The organism is Williamsia deligens (genome assembly GCF_024171765.1).
GTDB classification, from domain to species: Bacteria; Actinomycetota; Actinomycetes; order Mycobacteriales; family Mycobacteriaceae; genus Williamsia_A; species Williamsia_A deligens.
In genome coordinates this window covers 220,461-236,081 of record NZ_JAMTCI010000002.1, presented here as the reverse complement: position 1 = coordinate 236,081, position 15,621 = coordinate 220,461, and the positions used below count along the sequence as shown (strand labels likewise).

The 15,621-nt window shown below is 72.1% G+C and carries 13 protein-coding genes; all 13 read left to right on the top strand.

Features of this window, described 5'->3' with window-relative positions; genetic code table 11:
- Positions 1-14: 14 nt before the first annotated feature.
- The 13 genes from LX14_RS15375 to LX14_RS15315 all read left to right on the top strand — a co-directional run bounded on the left by LX14_RS15375 (position 15) and on the right by LX14_RS15315 (position 15,585).
- Entirely contained in the window at positions 15-545 is a 531-nt protein-coding gene (locus tag LX14_RS15375) for a PH-like domain-containing protein (protein ID WP_253648557.1), read from the top strand.
- The gene (gene carA / locus LX14_RS15370) at positions 542-1,723 is read left to right on the top strand and encodes a glutamine-hydrolyzing carbamoyl-phosphate synthase small subunit (RefSeq protein WP_253648227.1); all 1,182 of its coding nucleotides are present in this window, start codon (positions 542-544) and stop codon (positions 1,721-1,723) included. The genes LX14_RS15375 and carA overlap by 4 nt, the downstream gene beginning before the upstream one ends.
- Positions 1,723-5,049, top strand: coding sequence for a carbamoyl-phosphate synthase large subunit (carB, locus tag LX14_RS15365; protein ID WP_253648226.1), 3,327 nt, complete (start codon positions 1,723-1,725; stop codon positions 5,047-5,049). The genes carA and carB overlap by 1 nt, the downstream gene beginning before the upstream one ends.
- Positions 5,046-5,870, top strand: a complete 825-nt coding sequence (gene pyrF, locus LX14_RS15360; protein WP_253648225.1) for an orotidine-5'-phosphate decarboxylase — start codon at positions 5,046-5,048, stop codon at positions 5,868-5,870. Before carB ends, pyrF begins: the two co-directional genes overlap by 4 nt.
- A gap of 406 nt (positions 5,871-6,276) precedes the next feature.
- Entirely contained in the window at positions 6,277-6,591 is a 315-nt protein-coding gene (gene mihF / locus LX14_RS15355) for an integration host factor, actinobacterial type (protein WP_253648556.1), read from the top strand.
- Positions 6,592-6,679: 88 nt separating this feature from the next.
- The gene (gene gmk / locus LX14_RS15350) at positions 6,680-7,258 is read left to right on the top strand and encodes a guanylate kinase (RefSeq protein ID WP_253648224.1); all 579 of its coding nucleotides are present in this window, start codon (positions 6,680-6,682) and stop codon (positions 7,256-7,258) included.
- 106 nt (positions 7,259-7,364) lie between these two features.
- Positions 7,365-7,652, top strand: coding sequence for a DNA-directed RNA polymerase subunit omega (gene rpoZ, locus LX14_RS15345; protein WP_253648223.1), 288 nt, complete (start codon positions 7,365-7,367; stop codon positions 7,650-7,652).
- Between the two features lie 37 nt (positions 7,653-7,689).
- Positions 7,690-8,952 carry a bifunctional phosphopantothenoylcysteine decarboxylase/phosphopantothenate--cysteine ligase CoaBC gene (gene coaBC, locus LX14_RS15340; protein WP_253648222.1) on the top strand — a complete coding sequence of 421 codons (1,263 nt, stop codon included), beginning with the start codon at positions 7,690-7,692 and terminating at the stop codon, positions 8,950-8,952.
- A 166-nt stretch (positions 8,953-9,118) separates the two neighbouring features.
- Positions 9,119-10,348: a methionine adenosyltransferase gene (gene metK, locus LX14_RS15335; protein WP_372505401.1), complete on the top strand. Its 1,230-nt coding sequence runs from the start codon at positions 9,119-9,121 to the stop codon at positions 10,346-10,348.
- A 70-nt stretch (positions 10,349-10,418) separates the two neighbouring features.
- Complete coding sequence (locus LX14_RS15330; protein ID WP_253648220.1) at positions 10,419-12,461, top strand: primosomal protein N'; 2,043 nt, start codon at positions 10,419-10,421, stop codon at positions 12,459-12,461.
- A gap of 96 nt (positions 12,462-12,557) precedes the next feature.
- Positions 12,558-13,148, top strand: coding sequence for a peptide deformylase (gene def, locus LX14_RS15325; RefSeq protein ID WP_253648219.1), 591 nt, complete (start codon positions 12,558-12,560; stop codon positions 13,146-13,148).
- Entirely contained in the window at positions 13,145-14,092 is a 948-nt protein-coding gene (gene fmt / locus LX14_RS15320) for a methionyl-tRNA formyltransferase (RefSeq protein WP_253648218.1), read from the top strand. The genes def and fmt overlap by 4 nt, the downstream gene beginning before the upstream one ends.
- On the top strand, positions 14,047-15,585 hold the full coding sequence (locus LX14_RS15315; RefSeq protein WP_301283784.1) for an RsmB/NOP family class I SAM-dependent RNA methyltransferase: 1,539 nt from the start codon (positions 14,047-14,049) through the stop codon (positions 15,583-15,585). The genes fmt and LX14_RS15315 overlap by 46 nt, the downstream gene beginning before the upstream one ends.
- The last annotated feature ends 36 nt before the right edge of the window (positions 15,586-15,621 follow it).

Here is a 15,621-nt window from a genome sequence, read left to right as displayed (position 1 = left end):
GTGTCGTCGGGCTGATGGTGCGCGGGTGGCGCAACCGCGGTCACCGACAGGCCGACCGCATCGGCGCCTTCCCCGAGGTCCCCGCCGCGGTGGGCGCCGCGCAGGTGGGACCGCACACCGGCCTGTACCTCGGGTCGACCATCGCGCCGAGCTGGCAGGACCGGGTCGCCGTCGGTGACTACGGCGACCGCGCGTCGGCGGAGATGTCGCTGCACCCCGAGGGGATCCTCATCGACCGCTCCGGGGCCAACCCGATCTGGATCCCCCGGTCGTCGGTGACCGCCATCCGCACCGAGCGCGGCATCGCGGGCAAGGTGATGACGGCCGACGGCGTCCTGGTGATCCGGTGGGTCCTGCCCTCGGGCACCGAGATCGACTCGGGGGTGCGCGCCGACGACAAGGGCGTCTACCCGCAGTGGATCCGCGAGGACCCCCGGTCCCACCCGCCGACACCCTCCCCGGGGACCGAACCGCCGCCGGACGGCCCGCCCGCGGCCGCCGACGCCACCACGACGACCGACACCGAAGAGGACGGACATCCATGACCGCCGCAGTACTGGTACTCGAGAACGGACAGGTGTTCACCGGCACCGCGTTCGGGGCCACCGGACAGACCCTCGGCGAGGCGGTGTTCTGCACCGCGATGACCGGTTACCAGGAGACGCTGACCGACCCCAGCTACCACCGGCAGATCGTCGTCGCGACCGCACCGCAGATCGGCAACACCGGGTGGAACGACGAAGACGGTGAGAGCCGCGAGGGTGCGACCGACGGCACGAGCACCGGCGGGCACATCTGGGTGGCCGGGTACGCCGTCCGCAACCCGGCACGGCGCGTGTCGAACTGGCGCGCGAACCGCAGCCTCGACGACGAGCTCGAGCGTCAGGACATCGTCGGCATCGCCGCGATCGACACCCGCGCCGTCACCCGGGTCCTGCGCGACAACGGATCCATGCGCGCGGGCATCTTCTCCGGGGACGCCCTCGCGCACGGTCCCTCCGGGGTCGACACCGACGCCCTGCTCGACCGCGTCCGATCGCAGCCCTCGATGGCCGGTGCCGACCTCGCCGGCGAGGTGAGCGCCGACGACGCCTACGTCGTCGAGCCGGTCGGGGACCACCGCCACACGGTTGTGGCCGTCGACCTCGGCATCAAGACCAACACCCCGCGGATGTTCGCGCAGCGCGGGATCCGGGTGCACGTGGTGCCCGCCGGGACCGAGATCGCGGCGATCGACGACATCGCACCGGACGGTGTGTTCCTGTCCAACGGACCCGGCGACCCCGCGACCGCGGACGGGCCGGTCGCCCTCGCCCGCGGGGTGCTCGAGCGCGAGATCCCGCTCTTCGGCATCTGTTTCGGCAACCAGATCCTCGGGCGGGCCCTGGGGCTGGGCACCTACAAGATGCGTTTCGGCCACCGCGGCATCAACATCCCGGTCATCGACCACACGACCGGCCTGGTGTCGATCACCGCGCAGAACCACGGCTTCGCGCTCGAGGGTGAGGCGGGCGCCGAGTTCGACACCCCCTTCGGACGTGCCCGCGTGAGCCACACCTGCGCCAACGACGGCACCGTCGAGGGTGTCGAGCTGATCGCCGGCGACGCCTTCTCGGTGCAGTACCACCCGGAGGCCGCGGCCGGTCCGCACGACGCCGCCTACCTGTTCGACCGTTTCCTCTCACAGCTGGACGCGCGTGCCGCGCAGAAAGGCCGGGGCTGATGCCACGCCGTACCGACCTGTCCCACGTCCTCGTCATCGGCTCGGGCCCGATCGTCATCGGGCAGGCGTGTGAGTTCGACTACTCGGGCACGCAGGCGTGCCGGGTGCTCCGCGCCGAGGGTCTGCGCGTCAGCCTGGTGAACTCCAACCCGGCGACGATCATGACCGACCCGGAGTTCGCCGACGCCACCTACATCGAGCCCATCACGCCCGAGTTCATCGAGAAGGTCATCGAGGCCGAGCGCGACAACGGCCACCCGATCGACGCGGTGCTCGCCACCCTCGGTGGACAGACCGCGCTCAACGCCGCGGTCCAGCTGCACGAGCGGGGCATCCTCGCCAAGTACGACATCGAGCTCATCGGCGCCGACTTCGACGCCATCCAGCGCGGTGAGGACCGCCAGAAGTTCAAGGACATCGTCGAGAAGGTCGGCGGGTCCAGTGCGCGCAGCCGCGTCTGCTTCACCATGGACGAGGTCCGCGACACCGTCGCCGAGCTCGGCTTCCCGGTCGTGGTCCGACCCTCGTTCACGATGGGTGGCCTCGGGTCCGGGATGGCCTACGACGACGCCGATCTCGATCGCATCGCCGGCGGTGGTCTGGCCGCGTCGCCGACCGCCAACGTCCTCATCGAGGAGTCGATCCTCGGGTGGAAGGAGTACGAGCTCGAGCTCATGCGCGACGGCAACGACAACGTCGTCGTCGTGTGTTCGATCGAGAACGTCGACCCGGTGGGCGTCCACACCGGCGACTCGGTGACCGTCGCGCCGGCGATGACCCTCACCGACCGCGAGTACCAGGTGATGCGGGACCTCTCCATCGACATCCTGCGCGAGGTCGGTGTCGACACCGGCGGCTGCAACATCCAGTTCGCCGTCGACCCCACCGACGGACGTCTCGTCGTCATCGAGATGAACCCACGCGTGTCGCGGTCCTCGGCACTCGCGTCGAAGGCCACCGGCTTCCCGATCGCCAAGATCGCCGCCAAGCTCGCCGTCGGCTACCGGCTCGACGAGATCGTCAACGACATCACCGGCGAGACCCCCGCCTGCTTCGAACCCACCCTCGACTACGTCGTCGTCAAGGCGCCGCGGTTCGCGTTCGAGAAGTTCCCCGGAGCCGACGACACACTCACCACCACCATGAAGTCGGTCGGTGAGGCGATGAGCCTCGGCCGCAGCTTCGCCGAGGCACTCGGCAAGGTGATGCGGTCGCTGGAGACCAAGGCGGGTGGGTTCTGGACCGAGTCCCGACCCGACGTCCCCCTCGAGGAGATCCTGGCCGAGATCGCGACCCCGCGGGACGGACGGCTCTACCGGGTCATGGCCGCGTTCGACGCCGGCGCCACGGTGGAGCAGGTGTTCGACGCGACCGAGATCGACCCGTGGTTCCTCGCCGAGATCGAGGCGATCGGGGAGATGGGTCGTCGGGTGCGCACGGCGCCGACCCTGGACGCGGACCTCCTGCGGGAGGCCAAGGGATCCGGGCTGTCGGACCGCCAGATCGCCGCTCTGCGCGACGATCTCGCCGACGAGCCCGCCGTGTCGGCGCTGCGCGCCGAGCTCGGGGTGACGCCGGTGTACAAGACCGTCGACACCTGCGCCGCCGAGTTCGAGGCGAAGACGCCGTACCACTACTCCACCTACGAGTCCGATCCCGCGGCGACCAGCGAGATCGCGCCGCAGACCGAGCGCGAGAAGGTGCTCATCCTCGGGTCCGGTCCGAACCGCATCGGTCAGGGCATCGAGTTCGACTACTCGTGCGTCCACGCCGCGACGACGCTGTCGGAGGCCGGGTTCGAGACGGTCATGGTCAACTGCAACCCCGAGACCGTCTCCACCGACTACGACACCGCCGACCGCCTCTACTTCGAACCGCTGACGTTCGAGGACGTCATGGAGGTCTACCGCGCGGAGTGCGCGTCGGGGACCGTCCGTGGCGTCATCGTCCAGCTCGGTGGACAGACGCCGCTGGGCCTCGCGCGACGCCTCGAGGACGCGGGCGTGCCCATCGTCGGCACCTCACCGGCGGCCATCGACCTCGCCGAGGACCGCGGCGAGTTCGGGAAGGTGCTCGACGCGGCCGGACTGCCCGCCGCGAAGTACGGCATGGCCACGACGTTCCCCGAGGCCCGCGCGATCGCCGCGGACATCGGCTACCCCGTGCTGGTGCGGCCGTCCTACGTCCTCGGCGGACGCGGCATGGAGATCGTCTACGACGAGCCGGCCCTCGAGGGCTACATCTCGCGCGCCACCGAGCTGACACCCGAACACCCGGTCCTCGTCGACCGGTTCCTCGAGGACGCAGTCGAGATCGACGTCGACGCCCTGTGCGACGGCACCGAGGTCTACATCGGCGGCGTCATGGAACACATCGAGGAGGCGGGCATCCACTCCGGCGACTCGGCGTGCACCCTGCCGCCGGTCGCGCTCGGACGCACCGACGTCGCCGCCGTCCGTCGGTCCACGGAGGCCCTCGCGAAGGGCATCGGGGTCCGGGGACTGCTCAACGTGCAGTACGCCCTCAAGGACGACATCCTCTACGTCCTCGAGGCCAACCCCCGCGCGAGCCGCACCGTGCCGTTCGTCTCCAAGGCGACAGCCGTGCAGCTCGCGAAGGCGTGCGCCCGCGTGATGCTGGGTTCGACGATCGCCGAACTCCGCGAGCAGGGGATACTGCCGCCGACCGGCGACGGCGGCGAGCTGCCGGTGAACGCGCCGATCGCGGTCAAGGAGGCCGTGCTGCCGTTCAACCGGTTCCGGCGCATCGACGGTTCGGGCGTGGACTCACTGCTGAGCCCGGAGATGAAGTCGACCGGCGAGGTGATGGGCATCGACGCCGATTTCGGGCGGGCGTTCGCGAAGTCCCAGACCGCGGTGTCGGGCTCGCTGCCGACGTCGGGCGCGATCTTCGTGTCGGTGGCGAACAAGGACAAGCGGTCGCTGCTGTTCCCGGTGAAACGCCTGGCGGACCTCGGTTTCGAGATCCTCGCCACCGAGGGCACGGCGGAGGCACTGCGCCGCAACGGCGTCGCCTGCACGCAGGTGTTCAAGCACTCCGACACCGACCTGCCGCCCGGTGAGCAGACGATCGTGGAGAGGATCCGCGGCGGTGAGGTGTCGATGGTGATCAACACCCCGTTCGGCAACTCGGGTCCGCGCATCGACGGCTACGAGATCCGCAGTGCGGCCGTCTCGAAGAACATCCCCTGCATCACCACCGTGCAGGGAGCGGGTGCGGCGGTGCAGGGGATCGAGGCGGCGCTCGTCGGTGACATCGGGGTGCGGTCGCTGCAGGAGCGCCACGCCGCGATGCGCCGGCCGTGACCGCGGACTTCACCACCCGCGTCCGGGCGGTGATCGGGGAGCGGGGGCGACTCTGCGTCGGCATCGACCCGCACCCGGCGCTGCTGGAAGGGTGGGGGCTCGACGACGACGCGGACGGTGTGCGTGCGTTCACCGAGACCGTCGTCGAGGCCATCGGCCACAGGGTGGCCCTGGTGAAGCCGCAGGTGGCCTTCTACGAGCGGCACGGGTCGGCGGGTGTCGCCGTCCTCGAGGACGCGATCGTCGCTCTCCGGGCGGCGGGTGCGCTGGTCGTGGCCGACGCCAAGCGCGGCGACATCGGGACCACGATGGCCGCCTACGCCCACACGTGGCTGAACGATGCGTCCCCGCTGTGTTCCGACGCGATGACCGCGTCGCCCTACCTCGGCGTCGGTGCCCTGGAGCCCGCGGTGTCCCTCGCCGACGAGACCGGTCGCGGCGTGTTCGTGCTCGCACGGACGTCGAACTCGGAGGGGGCGACACTGCAGACCGCCGTCACCGCGGACGGGCGGACCGTCGCACAGGCCGTCGTCGACGACGCGGCCGCCCACAACGCCCGGGGTCCGGCCGCCGTGGGGCTCGTCGTGGGCGCGACACGGGAGCACGGGTTGGACCTGCACGCACTCGGTGGCCCCATCCTGGCGCCGGGTCTCGGTGCCCAGGGCGCCACCGCGCCCGATCTCGCCCGGGTCTTCGCCGGCACCACGGAGCTGCTGTTGCCGTCGGCGTCGCGCCAGGTGCTGGCCGCCGGGCCCGACCGCTCGGCGGTCGCCGCGGCCGCGGATGCGTTGCGCGACGAGGTGGAGAGCGCGCTGCGCTGAGCGGTCCACGCCGGTCTGATGCAGGTCAGGGGCGTTCCGACACGCGCGGGCGCGGATCCGATCGCGACGGATCGTGCCAGGAACCCCCCGTCACATGCGTCACACCGCGCGCCCGCGCCCGACTTGCTCGGAGGGTGCGGGTCAGATCGTCACGAACCGTTGTCGCGCAACCGGTTTCAGGCTTCCGCACGGGTGTTCGCGGCGATGCGGCCCGCTCGGCCCGGGCCTTCGGTGTGCGGGCCCTACAACACCGTCTCTAGTGCGGAAATGCCGGGGTGGGGGTCGCGAATCGCAGGTTGCGTCGGTACGGTCTGGAATCGCTGTCGGCGAACCCCACCGGGCTACCGGCAGCCGAGAACACCCGAGCAGTGCTGTGAAACGCAGTTCTATGAGTACGGAGGAACCCGTGGCCCTTCCCCAGTTGACCGCCGAGCAGCGCGCCGCTGCTCTCGAGAAGGCTGCTGCCGCCCGCAAGGCGCGCGCCGAGCTCAAGGAGCGGCTCAAGCGAGGAGGCACCGACCTGACGCAGGTGCTGAAGGATGCCGAGACCGACGAGATCCTCGGCAAGATGAAGGTCTCGGCGCTTCTCGAGGCCCTGCCGAAGGTCGGCAAGGTCAAGGCGCAGGAGATCATGACCGAACTGGAGATCGCCCCCACGCGCCGTCTGCGTGGACTCGGCGACCGCCAGCGCAAGGCGCTGCTGGCGAAGTTCGAGAACTGAGGCAGTCGTCAGCACGACAGGGGGCGAACTGAGGTCGCACCCGGACGACGGAGACGGCGACCGCGCGTCGCACCGGAGGGGCCGACTGGTGGTACTGGTCGGCCCCTCCGCCGTCGGCAAGTCCAGTGTCGTCCGACGGGTGCGCGAACTGCTGCCGGACCTCGTCTTCATCGTCTCGGCCACCACCCGCGCGCCGCGGACCGGCGAGGTCGACGGCGTGGACTACCACTTCGTCGACGAGGCGCGGTTCACCGAGATGATCGCCGACGGTGAGCTGCTCGAGTGGGCCGAGATCCATGGCGGGCTGCAGCGCTCCGGCACACCGGCAGCCCCGGTGCTCGCCGCTCTCGCCGACGGGGTCCCTGTCCTCGTCGAGGTCGACATCGCCGGTGCGCGGGCCGTGGCGCAGCGCATCCCGGAGTCGGTCTCGGTCTTCCTGGCCCCGCCGAGCTGGGAGGAACTGGTCCGCCGACTGACCGGTCGCGGCACCGAGAGCGCCGAGGTGATCGCCCGCCGACTGCAGACCGCGCGCGAGGAGATGGCCATCGCGGACGAGTTCGATCACGTGATCGTCAACGACCATGTCGACCAGGTGGCGCAGGAGTTGGTATCCTTGCTGGTCGGACGTGAGCAGGACGCCCCCGCGTGGGACCCGGCTCGTCCCTGAGAGAGACCACCGACGTCCCGGTCATCGACCACCGGAGCATCAACGCCGCAGTGCGGCGACATCGAGCGGCTGTCCCCGTGACAGCCGCAGACCGTGAGGAACACTCGTGAGCACGCCCTTGAACACCGACGGCACCACCCCCGCGTACGACACCCCGCTCGGCATCACCAACCCGCCCATCGACGAGCTGCTGGACCGCGCGTCGTCGAAGTACGCGCTGGTCATCTACGCCGCGAAGCGTGCGCGTCAGATCAACGACTACTACAACCAGCTCGGCGACGGCATCCTCGAGTACGTCGGCCCGCTGGTGGAGCCGGGTCTGCAGGAGAAGCCCCTCTCGATCGCCATGCGCGAGATCCACACCGACCTGCTCGAGCACACCGAAGGCGAGTGACGTCCGTGGTGACACGGTCGACGTCGGCCCTGCACGGGTGACCGGCGCCGGTTCCCGTCGGGTCGTCGTCGGGGTCGGAGGGGGCATCGCTGCCTACAAGGCGTGCTCGCTGATCCGCCATTTCTCCGAGGCCGGCCACGACGTCCGCGTCATCCCGACCCGCGCGGCGCTCGAGTTCGTCGGCGCCGCCACCTTCGAGGCGCTGTCGGGCAACCCGGTCACGCCCGAGGTCTTCGCCGACGTCGAACACGTCCCGCACGTGCGCATCGGGCAGGAGGCCGACCTCGTCGTCGTCGCCCCCGCCACGGCCGACCTCATGGCCCGAGCGGCCTCCGGTCGCGCCGACGACCTGCTGACCGCCACCCTGCTCACCGCTCGGTGCCCGGTGGTGTTCGCGCCCGCGATGCACACCGAGATGTGGGAGCACCCCGCAACACAGGCCAACGTCGCCACGTTGCGCGCCCACGGCGCCACGGTCCTGCGCCCCGACTCGGGCCGGCTGACCGGCAGCGATTCGGGTGCCGGTCGCCTGCCCGAGCCGGGGGAGATCGGTCTGCTCGGGGACGTCCTGCTCGAACGCCCTGACGCCCTCCCGTACGACCTCGCCGGACGGCGGGTGCTCATCAGCGCCGGCGGGACCCGCGAGCCCCTGGACCCGGTCCGCTACCTGGGCAACCGCAGCTCGGGCAAACAGGGATTCGCCCTGGCCCGTGCCGCAACCCATCGCGGCGCGCACGTGACACTCGTCGCCGGGTCGTCGACCGGTCTCACCGCACCCTCGGGCGTCGACCTCGTCGAGATCACGACGGCCGCCCAGCTCGCCGACGAGATCACGGCGCGGGCGTCCGACGCCGACGTCGTCATCATGGCGGCCGCCGTCGCCGACTTCCGACCCGTGCACGTGGCCGACTCCAAGATCAAGAAGGACGCCGGGGAGAAGACCACCCCGCCCGCGATCGAGCTGACCACCAACCCCGACATCCTGCGCGGCCTCGTCGCGGCGCGCGAGGCGGGCGACGGGCTCGCGGAGACGGTGATCGTGGGATTCGCCGCCGAGACCGGCGACGACCGCGGCGGTGTCCTCGACCACGGTCGCGAGAAGTTGGCCCGCAAGGGGTGCGACCTGTTGGTCGTCAACGCCGTCGGCGACGGCAAGGCGTTCGGCACCGACGACAACACCGGGTGGCTGCTCGCGGCCAACGGGTCGGAGACGGCACTGCCGCTGGGATCGAAAACACTCATGGCGAGCCGAATACTGGACGCCGTGACAGCGTTGCTGCCCGGGTCTTCGGGCGACTGACCACCCCCGACGGCGGTGACCCTGCGGGTCACCGACCAGCGGCGGGGGTGTGTAGGTTGTTCCTCTGGCAGGGGGAGTGACCACACGGGGACGGTTCACGACCGCGGCGGGACATCCCACCGCACCGCCCCACGCGACGCCGACCGGCGTCGGACTTCGAGAGGAAATGATGACTTCAGGCCAGAGTTCCGCGGGGACGTCGCGACTGTTCACCAGTGAGTCGGTGACCGAGGGTCACCCGGACAAGATCTGCGACGCCATCAGCGACTCGATCCTCGACGCCCTCCTCGAGCAGGATCCCGCCTCGCGTGTCGCGGTCGAGACCCTGGTCACCACCGGGCAGGTCCACGTCGCCGGTGAGGTCACCACGTCCGCGTACGCCGACATCCCCAGGATCGTCCGCGAGAAGGTCCTCGAGATCGGGTACGACTCGTCGTCGAAGGGCTTCGACGGTGCCACCGCCGGCGTCAACGTCGCCATCGGTGCGCAGTCGCCCGACATCGCCCAGGGTGTCGACAACGCCTACGAGGCGCGGGTCGACGGTGAGACCGACGAGATCGACAAGCAGGGTGCCGGCGACCAGGGCCTCATGTTCGGGTACGCGACCTCCGAGACCCCCGAGTTCATGCCGGTGCCCATCGCGCTGGCCCACCGCCTGTCGCGCAAGCTGACCGAGGTGCGCAAGAACGGCACGCTGCCGTACCTGCGCCCGGACGGCAAGACCCAGGTCACCATCGAGTACGACGGCGACAAGCCGGTCCGTCTGGACACCGTGGTCCTGTCGACGCAGCACGCGGCCGACATCGACCTGGTGAACATGCTCACCCCCGACATCAAGACCCATGTCGTGGACGCGGTCCTCGCCGATCTCGAGTTGCCGTCGCTGGACACCAGCAACCCCCGTCTCCTGGTGAACCCCACCGGCAAGTTCGTCCTCGGTGGGCCCATGGGTGACGCCGGTCTGACCGGCCGCAAGATCATCGTCGACACCTACGGCGGCATGGCGCGTCACGGTGGCGGCGCGTTCTCCGGCAAGGACCCCTCGAAGGTGGACCGCAGCGCCGCGTACGCCATGCGGTGGGTCGCGAAGAACGCGGTGGCCGCGGGCCTCGCGACGCGCATCGAGGTCCAGGTCGCCTACGCGATCGGCAAGGCCGCCCCCGTCGGACTGTTCGTCGAGACCTTCGGCACCGAGACCATCGACCCGGTGAAGATCCGCCAGGCGATCAGCGAGGTCTTCGACCTCCGTCCCGGCGCGATCATCCGCGACCTCGACCTGCTGCGCCCGATCTACGCGCCCACCGCGGCGTACGGGCACTTCGGCCGGACCGACATCTCGTTGCCGTGGGAGAACACCGACCGCGCCGACAAGCTGAAGGCCGCAGCGGGCGTCTGACCCGACACACCCGCGGCCCGCGGACCGTCACGGTCCCCGGGCCCGACAGACACCACCGACGCCACCGGCGATGAGCCCGCGCGCAGCCACCACCGCGCCCGCCGCCCATCTGCCGGTGGCGTCGGTGCTCGTGATGCTGGGTCTGTCGCATCTCGACCGACTGTTCGACTACGAGGTCGGCGCCGACCAGGACGCCGACGCCGTCCCCGGGGCGCGCGTCCGGGTGCGCTTCGCCGGCCGACTCGTCGACGGGTTCGTCGTCGACCGGCTCGCGGCCAGCGACCACACCGGCCGCCTCGGCCGCCTCGACCGTGTCGTCTCACCGGAGCCCGTCCTCACCCCGGAGGTCTTCGCGCTGTGCCGCGCGGTCGCCGACCGGTATGCGGGCACGCTCACCGACGTGGTGCGCCTGGCCATCCCGCCCCGCCACGGACGCACGGAGACCGCCACACCGCCGGCGTCCGTCGATCGGCAACCGCCACCCGCTCCGGACCCCGCGGACTGGGCCGCCTATCCCGCGGCGGGATCGCTGTTGACCGCCCTGTCCTCCGGCGGCGCACCGCGCGCCGCGTGGCAGGCCCTGCCTGGTGAGGACTGGCCCGCCCGTATCGCCGATCTCGCCGCCGCGACCGTCGCCGGCGGACGCGGGGTGATCGTCGTCGTCCCTGATCAGCGTGACCTCGACCGCGTGGAGGCCGCGTGCCGGGTCCACCTCGCCGACCGGGTGGTCGCGTTGTCCGCGGGCCTGGGCCCGTCGGCCCGGTACCGCCGCTGGCTGCGTGTGCTCCGCGGCGACGCCGACGTCGTCCTCGGCACACGCAGTGCTGCGTTCGCACCCGTGCACGACCTCGGTCTCGTCGTCGTGTGGGACGACGGCGACGACAGCCTCACCGAACCCCGCGCGCCCTACCCCCACCCCCGCGAGGTGGCCGTCCTCCGATCGGCCGCCGGGGCATCCGGGTCCGGGGGATCCGGGCTCGTCCTCGCGGGGATCGCCCGGACCGCCGAGACCCAGGTGCTGGTGGCCTCGGGCTGGATGCACGACCTCGTCGCCGACCGCTCGACGGTCCGTGACCGCATGCCGCGCATCCGCGCCATCAGCGACGACGACCGGACGGTCGCGCGTGACCCACTCGCGCGGGTGGCCCGTCTGCCCGCGATCGCCTTCGACGCCGCCCGATCGGCCCTCGCCGCGCAGGCGCCGGTGCTCGTCAGCGTCCCCCGTCGCGGCTACCACCCGTCGTTGGCCTGTGCACGGTGCCGGACACGGGTGCGGTGCCGCCGCTGTCACGGGCCGATGCGCGCGGACTCGGCCGGCGCGTTGCGGGAGGCGTCGCCGACGATCACCTGTGGGTGGTGCGGGCGGCACGAGTCGTTCCGCTGCGTCGAGTGCGGTGACACCCATCTGCGGGCGACCAGCTCGGGCGCCCGCCGCACCGCCGAGGAGCTCGGCAAGGCGTTCCCGGGCGTGCCCGTCCTCACCTCCGGCGGTGATCAGATGGCCGATCGAATCGATCCGGGTGCGCGGTTGGTCGTGGCCACGCCGGGTGCCGAACCCGTCGTCGACGGCGGTTACGGCGCGGCGATCCTGGTCGACACCTGGGCACAGCTCGACCGGGCCGACCTGCGGGCGGGGGAGCAGACCTTCCGGCGGTGGACCGCGGTCCTGGCGGGCGTGCGCGCCGCGGCGCAGGGCGGCACCGCGGTCGTCGTGGCCGATGCCGGCCTCCCGGTGGTGCAGGCCGTCATCCGCTGGGACCCCGTCGGGTTCGCGGCCCAGGAACTGTCGCAGCGCTCCGAACTGGGGTTGCCGCCCGCGGTCACCATGGTCTCGGTGGACGGGACCGAACGGTCGGTCGCCGCGTTCGTCGACACCGTGGAACTCCCGCCGGAGGCCGAGGTGCTCGGTCCCGTCGACCTCCCCGCCGACGCCAGGCCCCCCGCGGGCTGGGACGGGGAGACCTCCGGGGCCCTCACCCGGATCCTGGTGCGGACACCCCGCGCCCACGGACGTGCCCTCGTCACGGCCCTGAAGGCGGCGCAGGTGCATCGATCGGCCGCACACGACACCGGACCGCTGCGCATCCAGGTCGACCCACCCACCGTCGGGTGAGCGCGTCCGGGCCGTGCCTGGTCCGCCGCCTAGACTCGACAACCGGTCCGTCGACGTGCTGTCGCCGGGCGTCTCGGTTCCCGGAGGAGGTCGTCGGTGGCGGTACGTGAGATCCGGTTGTTCGGCGACCCCGTGCTGCGGACGCCGACGCCCGAGGTCACCGACTTCGGGCCCGATCTGCACCGGCTCGTCGACGACATGCTCGAGACGATGGACGCCTTCCACGGCGCCGGCCTCGCCGCCCCCCAGGTGGGCGTCGGGGCGCGGGTGTTCGTCTACGACTGCGGGGGCCGCCGCGGGCACGTCGTGAACCCCGTGTGGACGGCACTGGACGACACCACCCAGACCGGGCCCGAGGGCTGCCTGTCCATCCCGGGCGTGCAGGCCGCGTGCACCCGCGCCGCCCGCGTCGCGGTGACCGGCGTCGACCGAGACGGGGCGCCGGTGAGCATGGAGGTCGACGGCATCCTCGCCCGTGCGGTGCAGCACGAGACCGACCACCTCGACGGTGTCCTGTTCCCGCAACGACTCGACCCGGACGCCCGCCGCGCCGTGATGCGCGTCGTCCGTGCGACCGGCTGGTTCGTGGCCGGCCAGACCGTCACCGACGACCCCCGTGTCGACCACCCCGTCTGGGTGGGCGACGGTCGGCCGGCACCGGAGCTCGCGGCGGAGGCAGTGCGATGAGGGTGGTCTTCGCCGGCACGCCCGAACCGGCGGTGCCGTCGCTCCGGCGACTGCTCGCCTCCGACGACCACGAGGTCGTCGGCGTGCTCACCCGTCCCGACGCCGCCGCCGGCCGGGGGCGTGGGGTCACCCGGTCGCCGATCGGGGTCGTCGCCGACGAGGCGGGGATCGAGGTGGCCACGCCGCGACGTCTCACCGATCCCGATGCGCGGGCGGCGTTGGACCGGTTCGCGCCGGACTGCTGCGCCGTCGTCGCCTACGGTGCGCTGGTCCCGCCCGACCTGCTCGACCTGCCGCGGCACGGGTGGATCAACCTGCACTTCTCGCTGCTGCCCGCCTGGCGCGGTGCCGCCCCGGTGCAGGCGGCGATCGCCGCGGGTGACGAGTTCACCGGGGCCAGCACCTTCCGCATCGAGGCGGGCCTGGACACCGGGCCCGTGTTCGGCGCGCTCACCGAACGCGTCCGACCCGACGACACCAGCGGTGTCCTCCTCGACCGGCTCGCGGACGCCGGTGCGCAACTGTTGCTGTCGACGCTCGACGGGATCGACCGCGGTGAACTGGTCGCCGTCCCGCAACCGGCCGACGGCGTCAGCCTCGCCCCGAAGATCGAGGTGGCCGACGCCCGCGTCGAATGGGGACTGCCCGCCCACGTCTTGGATCGCCGGATCCGGTCGCGGACACCCGAACCCGGCGCCTGGACCGAACTCGGTGACCTCCGGCTCAAGATCGGCCCGGTGACCGTCGTCGACGCGGCCCGGGACGGGACAGACGTGCCGGACCTCGCGCCCGGTGCGATCGCCGCCTCGAAGAAGGACGTGTACGTGGGTACCGCGACCTCCCCCGTCCGGCTCGGGTCGGTCCAGCCTCCCGGGAAGAAGCCCATCCCCGCCGCGGACTGGGCGCGGGGCGCCCGCCTCGACGCGGACGCGGTGTTCGCGTGACGCGCCCGGCCCACGTCCGGGACAAGCCGGTCGACGCGGCGCGGGCAGCGGCCCGCGACGTCCTGCGCGCGGTGCGCGAACGCGACTCCTACGCCAACCTCGTCCTTCCCCGGCTGCTGCGCGAACGCCACATCACCGGCCGAGACGCGGCGTTCGCCACCGAACTCGCCTACGGCACCTGCCGGACCGCCGGTGTGCTCGACCAGATCATCGCCGCGGCGGCCAAGCGGCCGGTCACCGAGATCGACCCGACCTTGCTCGACGTCCTCCGCCTGGGCTCCTACCAACTGCTGCGCACCCGCGTCGGCTCGCACGCCGCGGTGTCCACCTCCGTCGACCTGGTGCGGTCGGAGGCGGGCCAGGGTCCGGCCGGGTTCTGCAACGCCGTGTTGCGCAAGGTCTCCCAGCGCGACGAGGAGCTGTGGACCGAGGAGCTGGCGCCGTCGATCGCCGAGGACCCCGTCGGCCACCTCGCGTTCCGCTACGCCCACCCGCGGTGGATCGCCGACGTGTTCGCCGACGCCCTGAGCACCCCCACACGTCGGGTGGGTGCCGGTGAGCTGCAGGCCGCGCTCGCGGCCGACGACGCGCGCCCCGAGGTGCACCTGGTGGCCCGCCCCGGCCTCATCACGGCCGACGAGCTGGCCGCGACGACCGGCGGCGAGGTCGGTCGGTGGTCGCCGTACTGCGTCTACCTCCCCGGCGGGGACCCCGGCGCCCTCGACGCCGTGCGCGAACACCTCGCCGGCGTGCAGGACGAGGGGAGTCAGCTGGTGGCGCGCGCGCTGTCGATGGCACCGCTCGACGGCGCCGACGGCGGACGGTGGCTCGACCTCTGTGCCGGACCCGGTGGCAAGGCCGCGCTGCTGGCGTCGCTGGCCGACATCGACGGTGCGCACGTCGACGCGGTGGAGCCGGCCGAGCACCGCGCGGAGCTGGTGCGTCAGGCCACCGCCGGCCTGGCGGTGACGGTGCACGTCGTCGACGGCCGCGAGAGCGGTCTGGATCCCGGCTACGACCGGATCCTCGTCGACGCACCGTGCACAGGGCTGGGGTCGCTGCGGCGCCGCCCCGAGGCCCGGTGGCGACGCACTCCGGAGGACGTCGCGCCGCTCGTCACCCTGCAGCGCGAGCTGTTGACCGCGGCCGTCGGACTGCTGCGGCCCGGCGGTGCGCTGGTCTACTCCACCTGCTCCCCGCACCCGGAGGAGACCCTCGGTGTGGTGCGTGCCGTCGCCGAGTCGACGGGAGCCGTCCTGTCCGACGCCCGCGGTCTGGTCGGCGTGGACGCAGCGGGGACGGATTCCGTCGGGGTGGACACCGATCCCGCCCACGGCACCGTGCAGTTGTGGCCGCACCGACACGGGACGGACGCGATGTTCCTGGCGCTGCTCACCGTTCCCGTCCCGACCGACGACGCCGCGGGCGAGGACGACCGTGCGGGCGAGGCCGACGTCACGGCGACCGTCGGGACCGCCGACATCGCGCCCTAGACTCACGGGCCATGTCCTCCGCGCACGCCCGGGTCC

Bases quoted from the DNA above. Each gene is read 5' to 3' on its own strand.
- LX14_RS15375 (WP_253648557.1), top strand. From the start codon at position 15: ATGGTGCGCGGGTGGCGCAACCGCGGTCACCGACAGGCCGACCGCATC.
- carA (WP_253648227.1), top strand. From the start codon at position 542: ATGACCGCCGCAGTACTGGTACTCGAGAACGGACAGGTGTTCACCGGC.
- carB (WP_253648226.1), top strand. From the start codon at position 1,723: ATGCCACGCCGTACCGACCTGTCCCACGTCCTCGTCATCGGCTCGGGC.
- metK (WP_372505401.1), top strand. From the start codon at position 9,119: ATGATGACTTCAGGCCAGAGTTCCGCGGGGACGTCGCGACTGTTCACC.
- LX14_RS15330 (WP_253648220.1), top strand. From the start codon at position 10,419: ATGAGCCCGCGCGCAGCCACCACCGCGCCCGCCGCCCATCTGCCGGTG.
- fmt (WP_253648218.1), top strand. From the start codon at position 13,145: ATGAGGGTGGTCTTCGCCGGCACGCCCGAACCGGCGGTGCCGTCGCTC.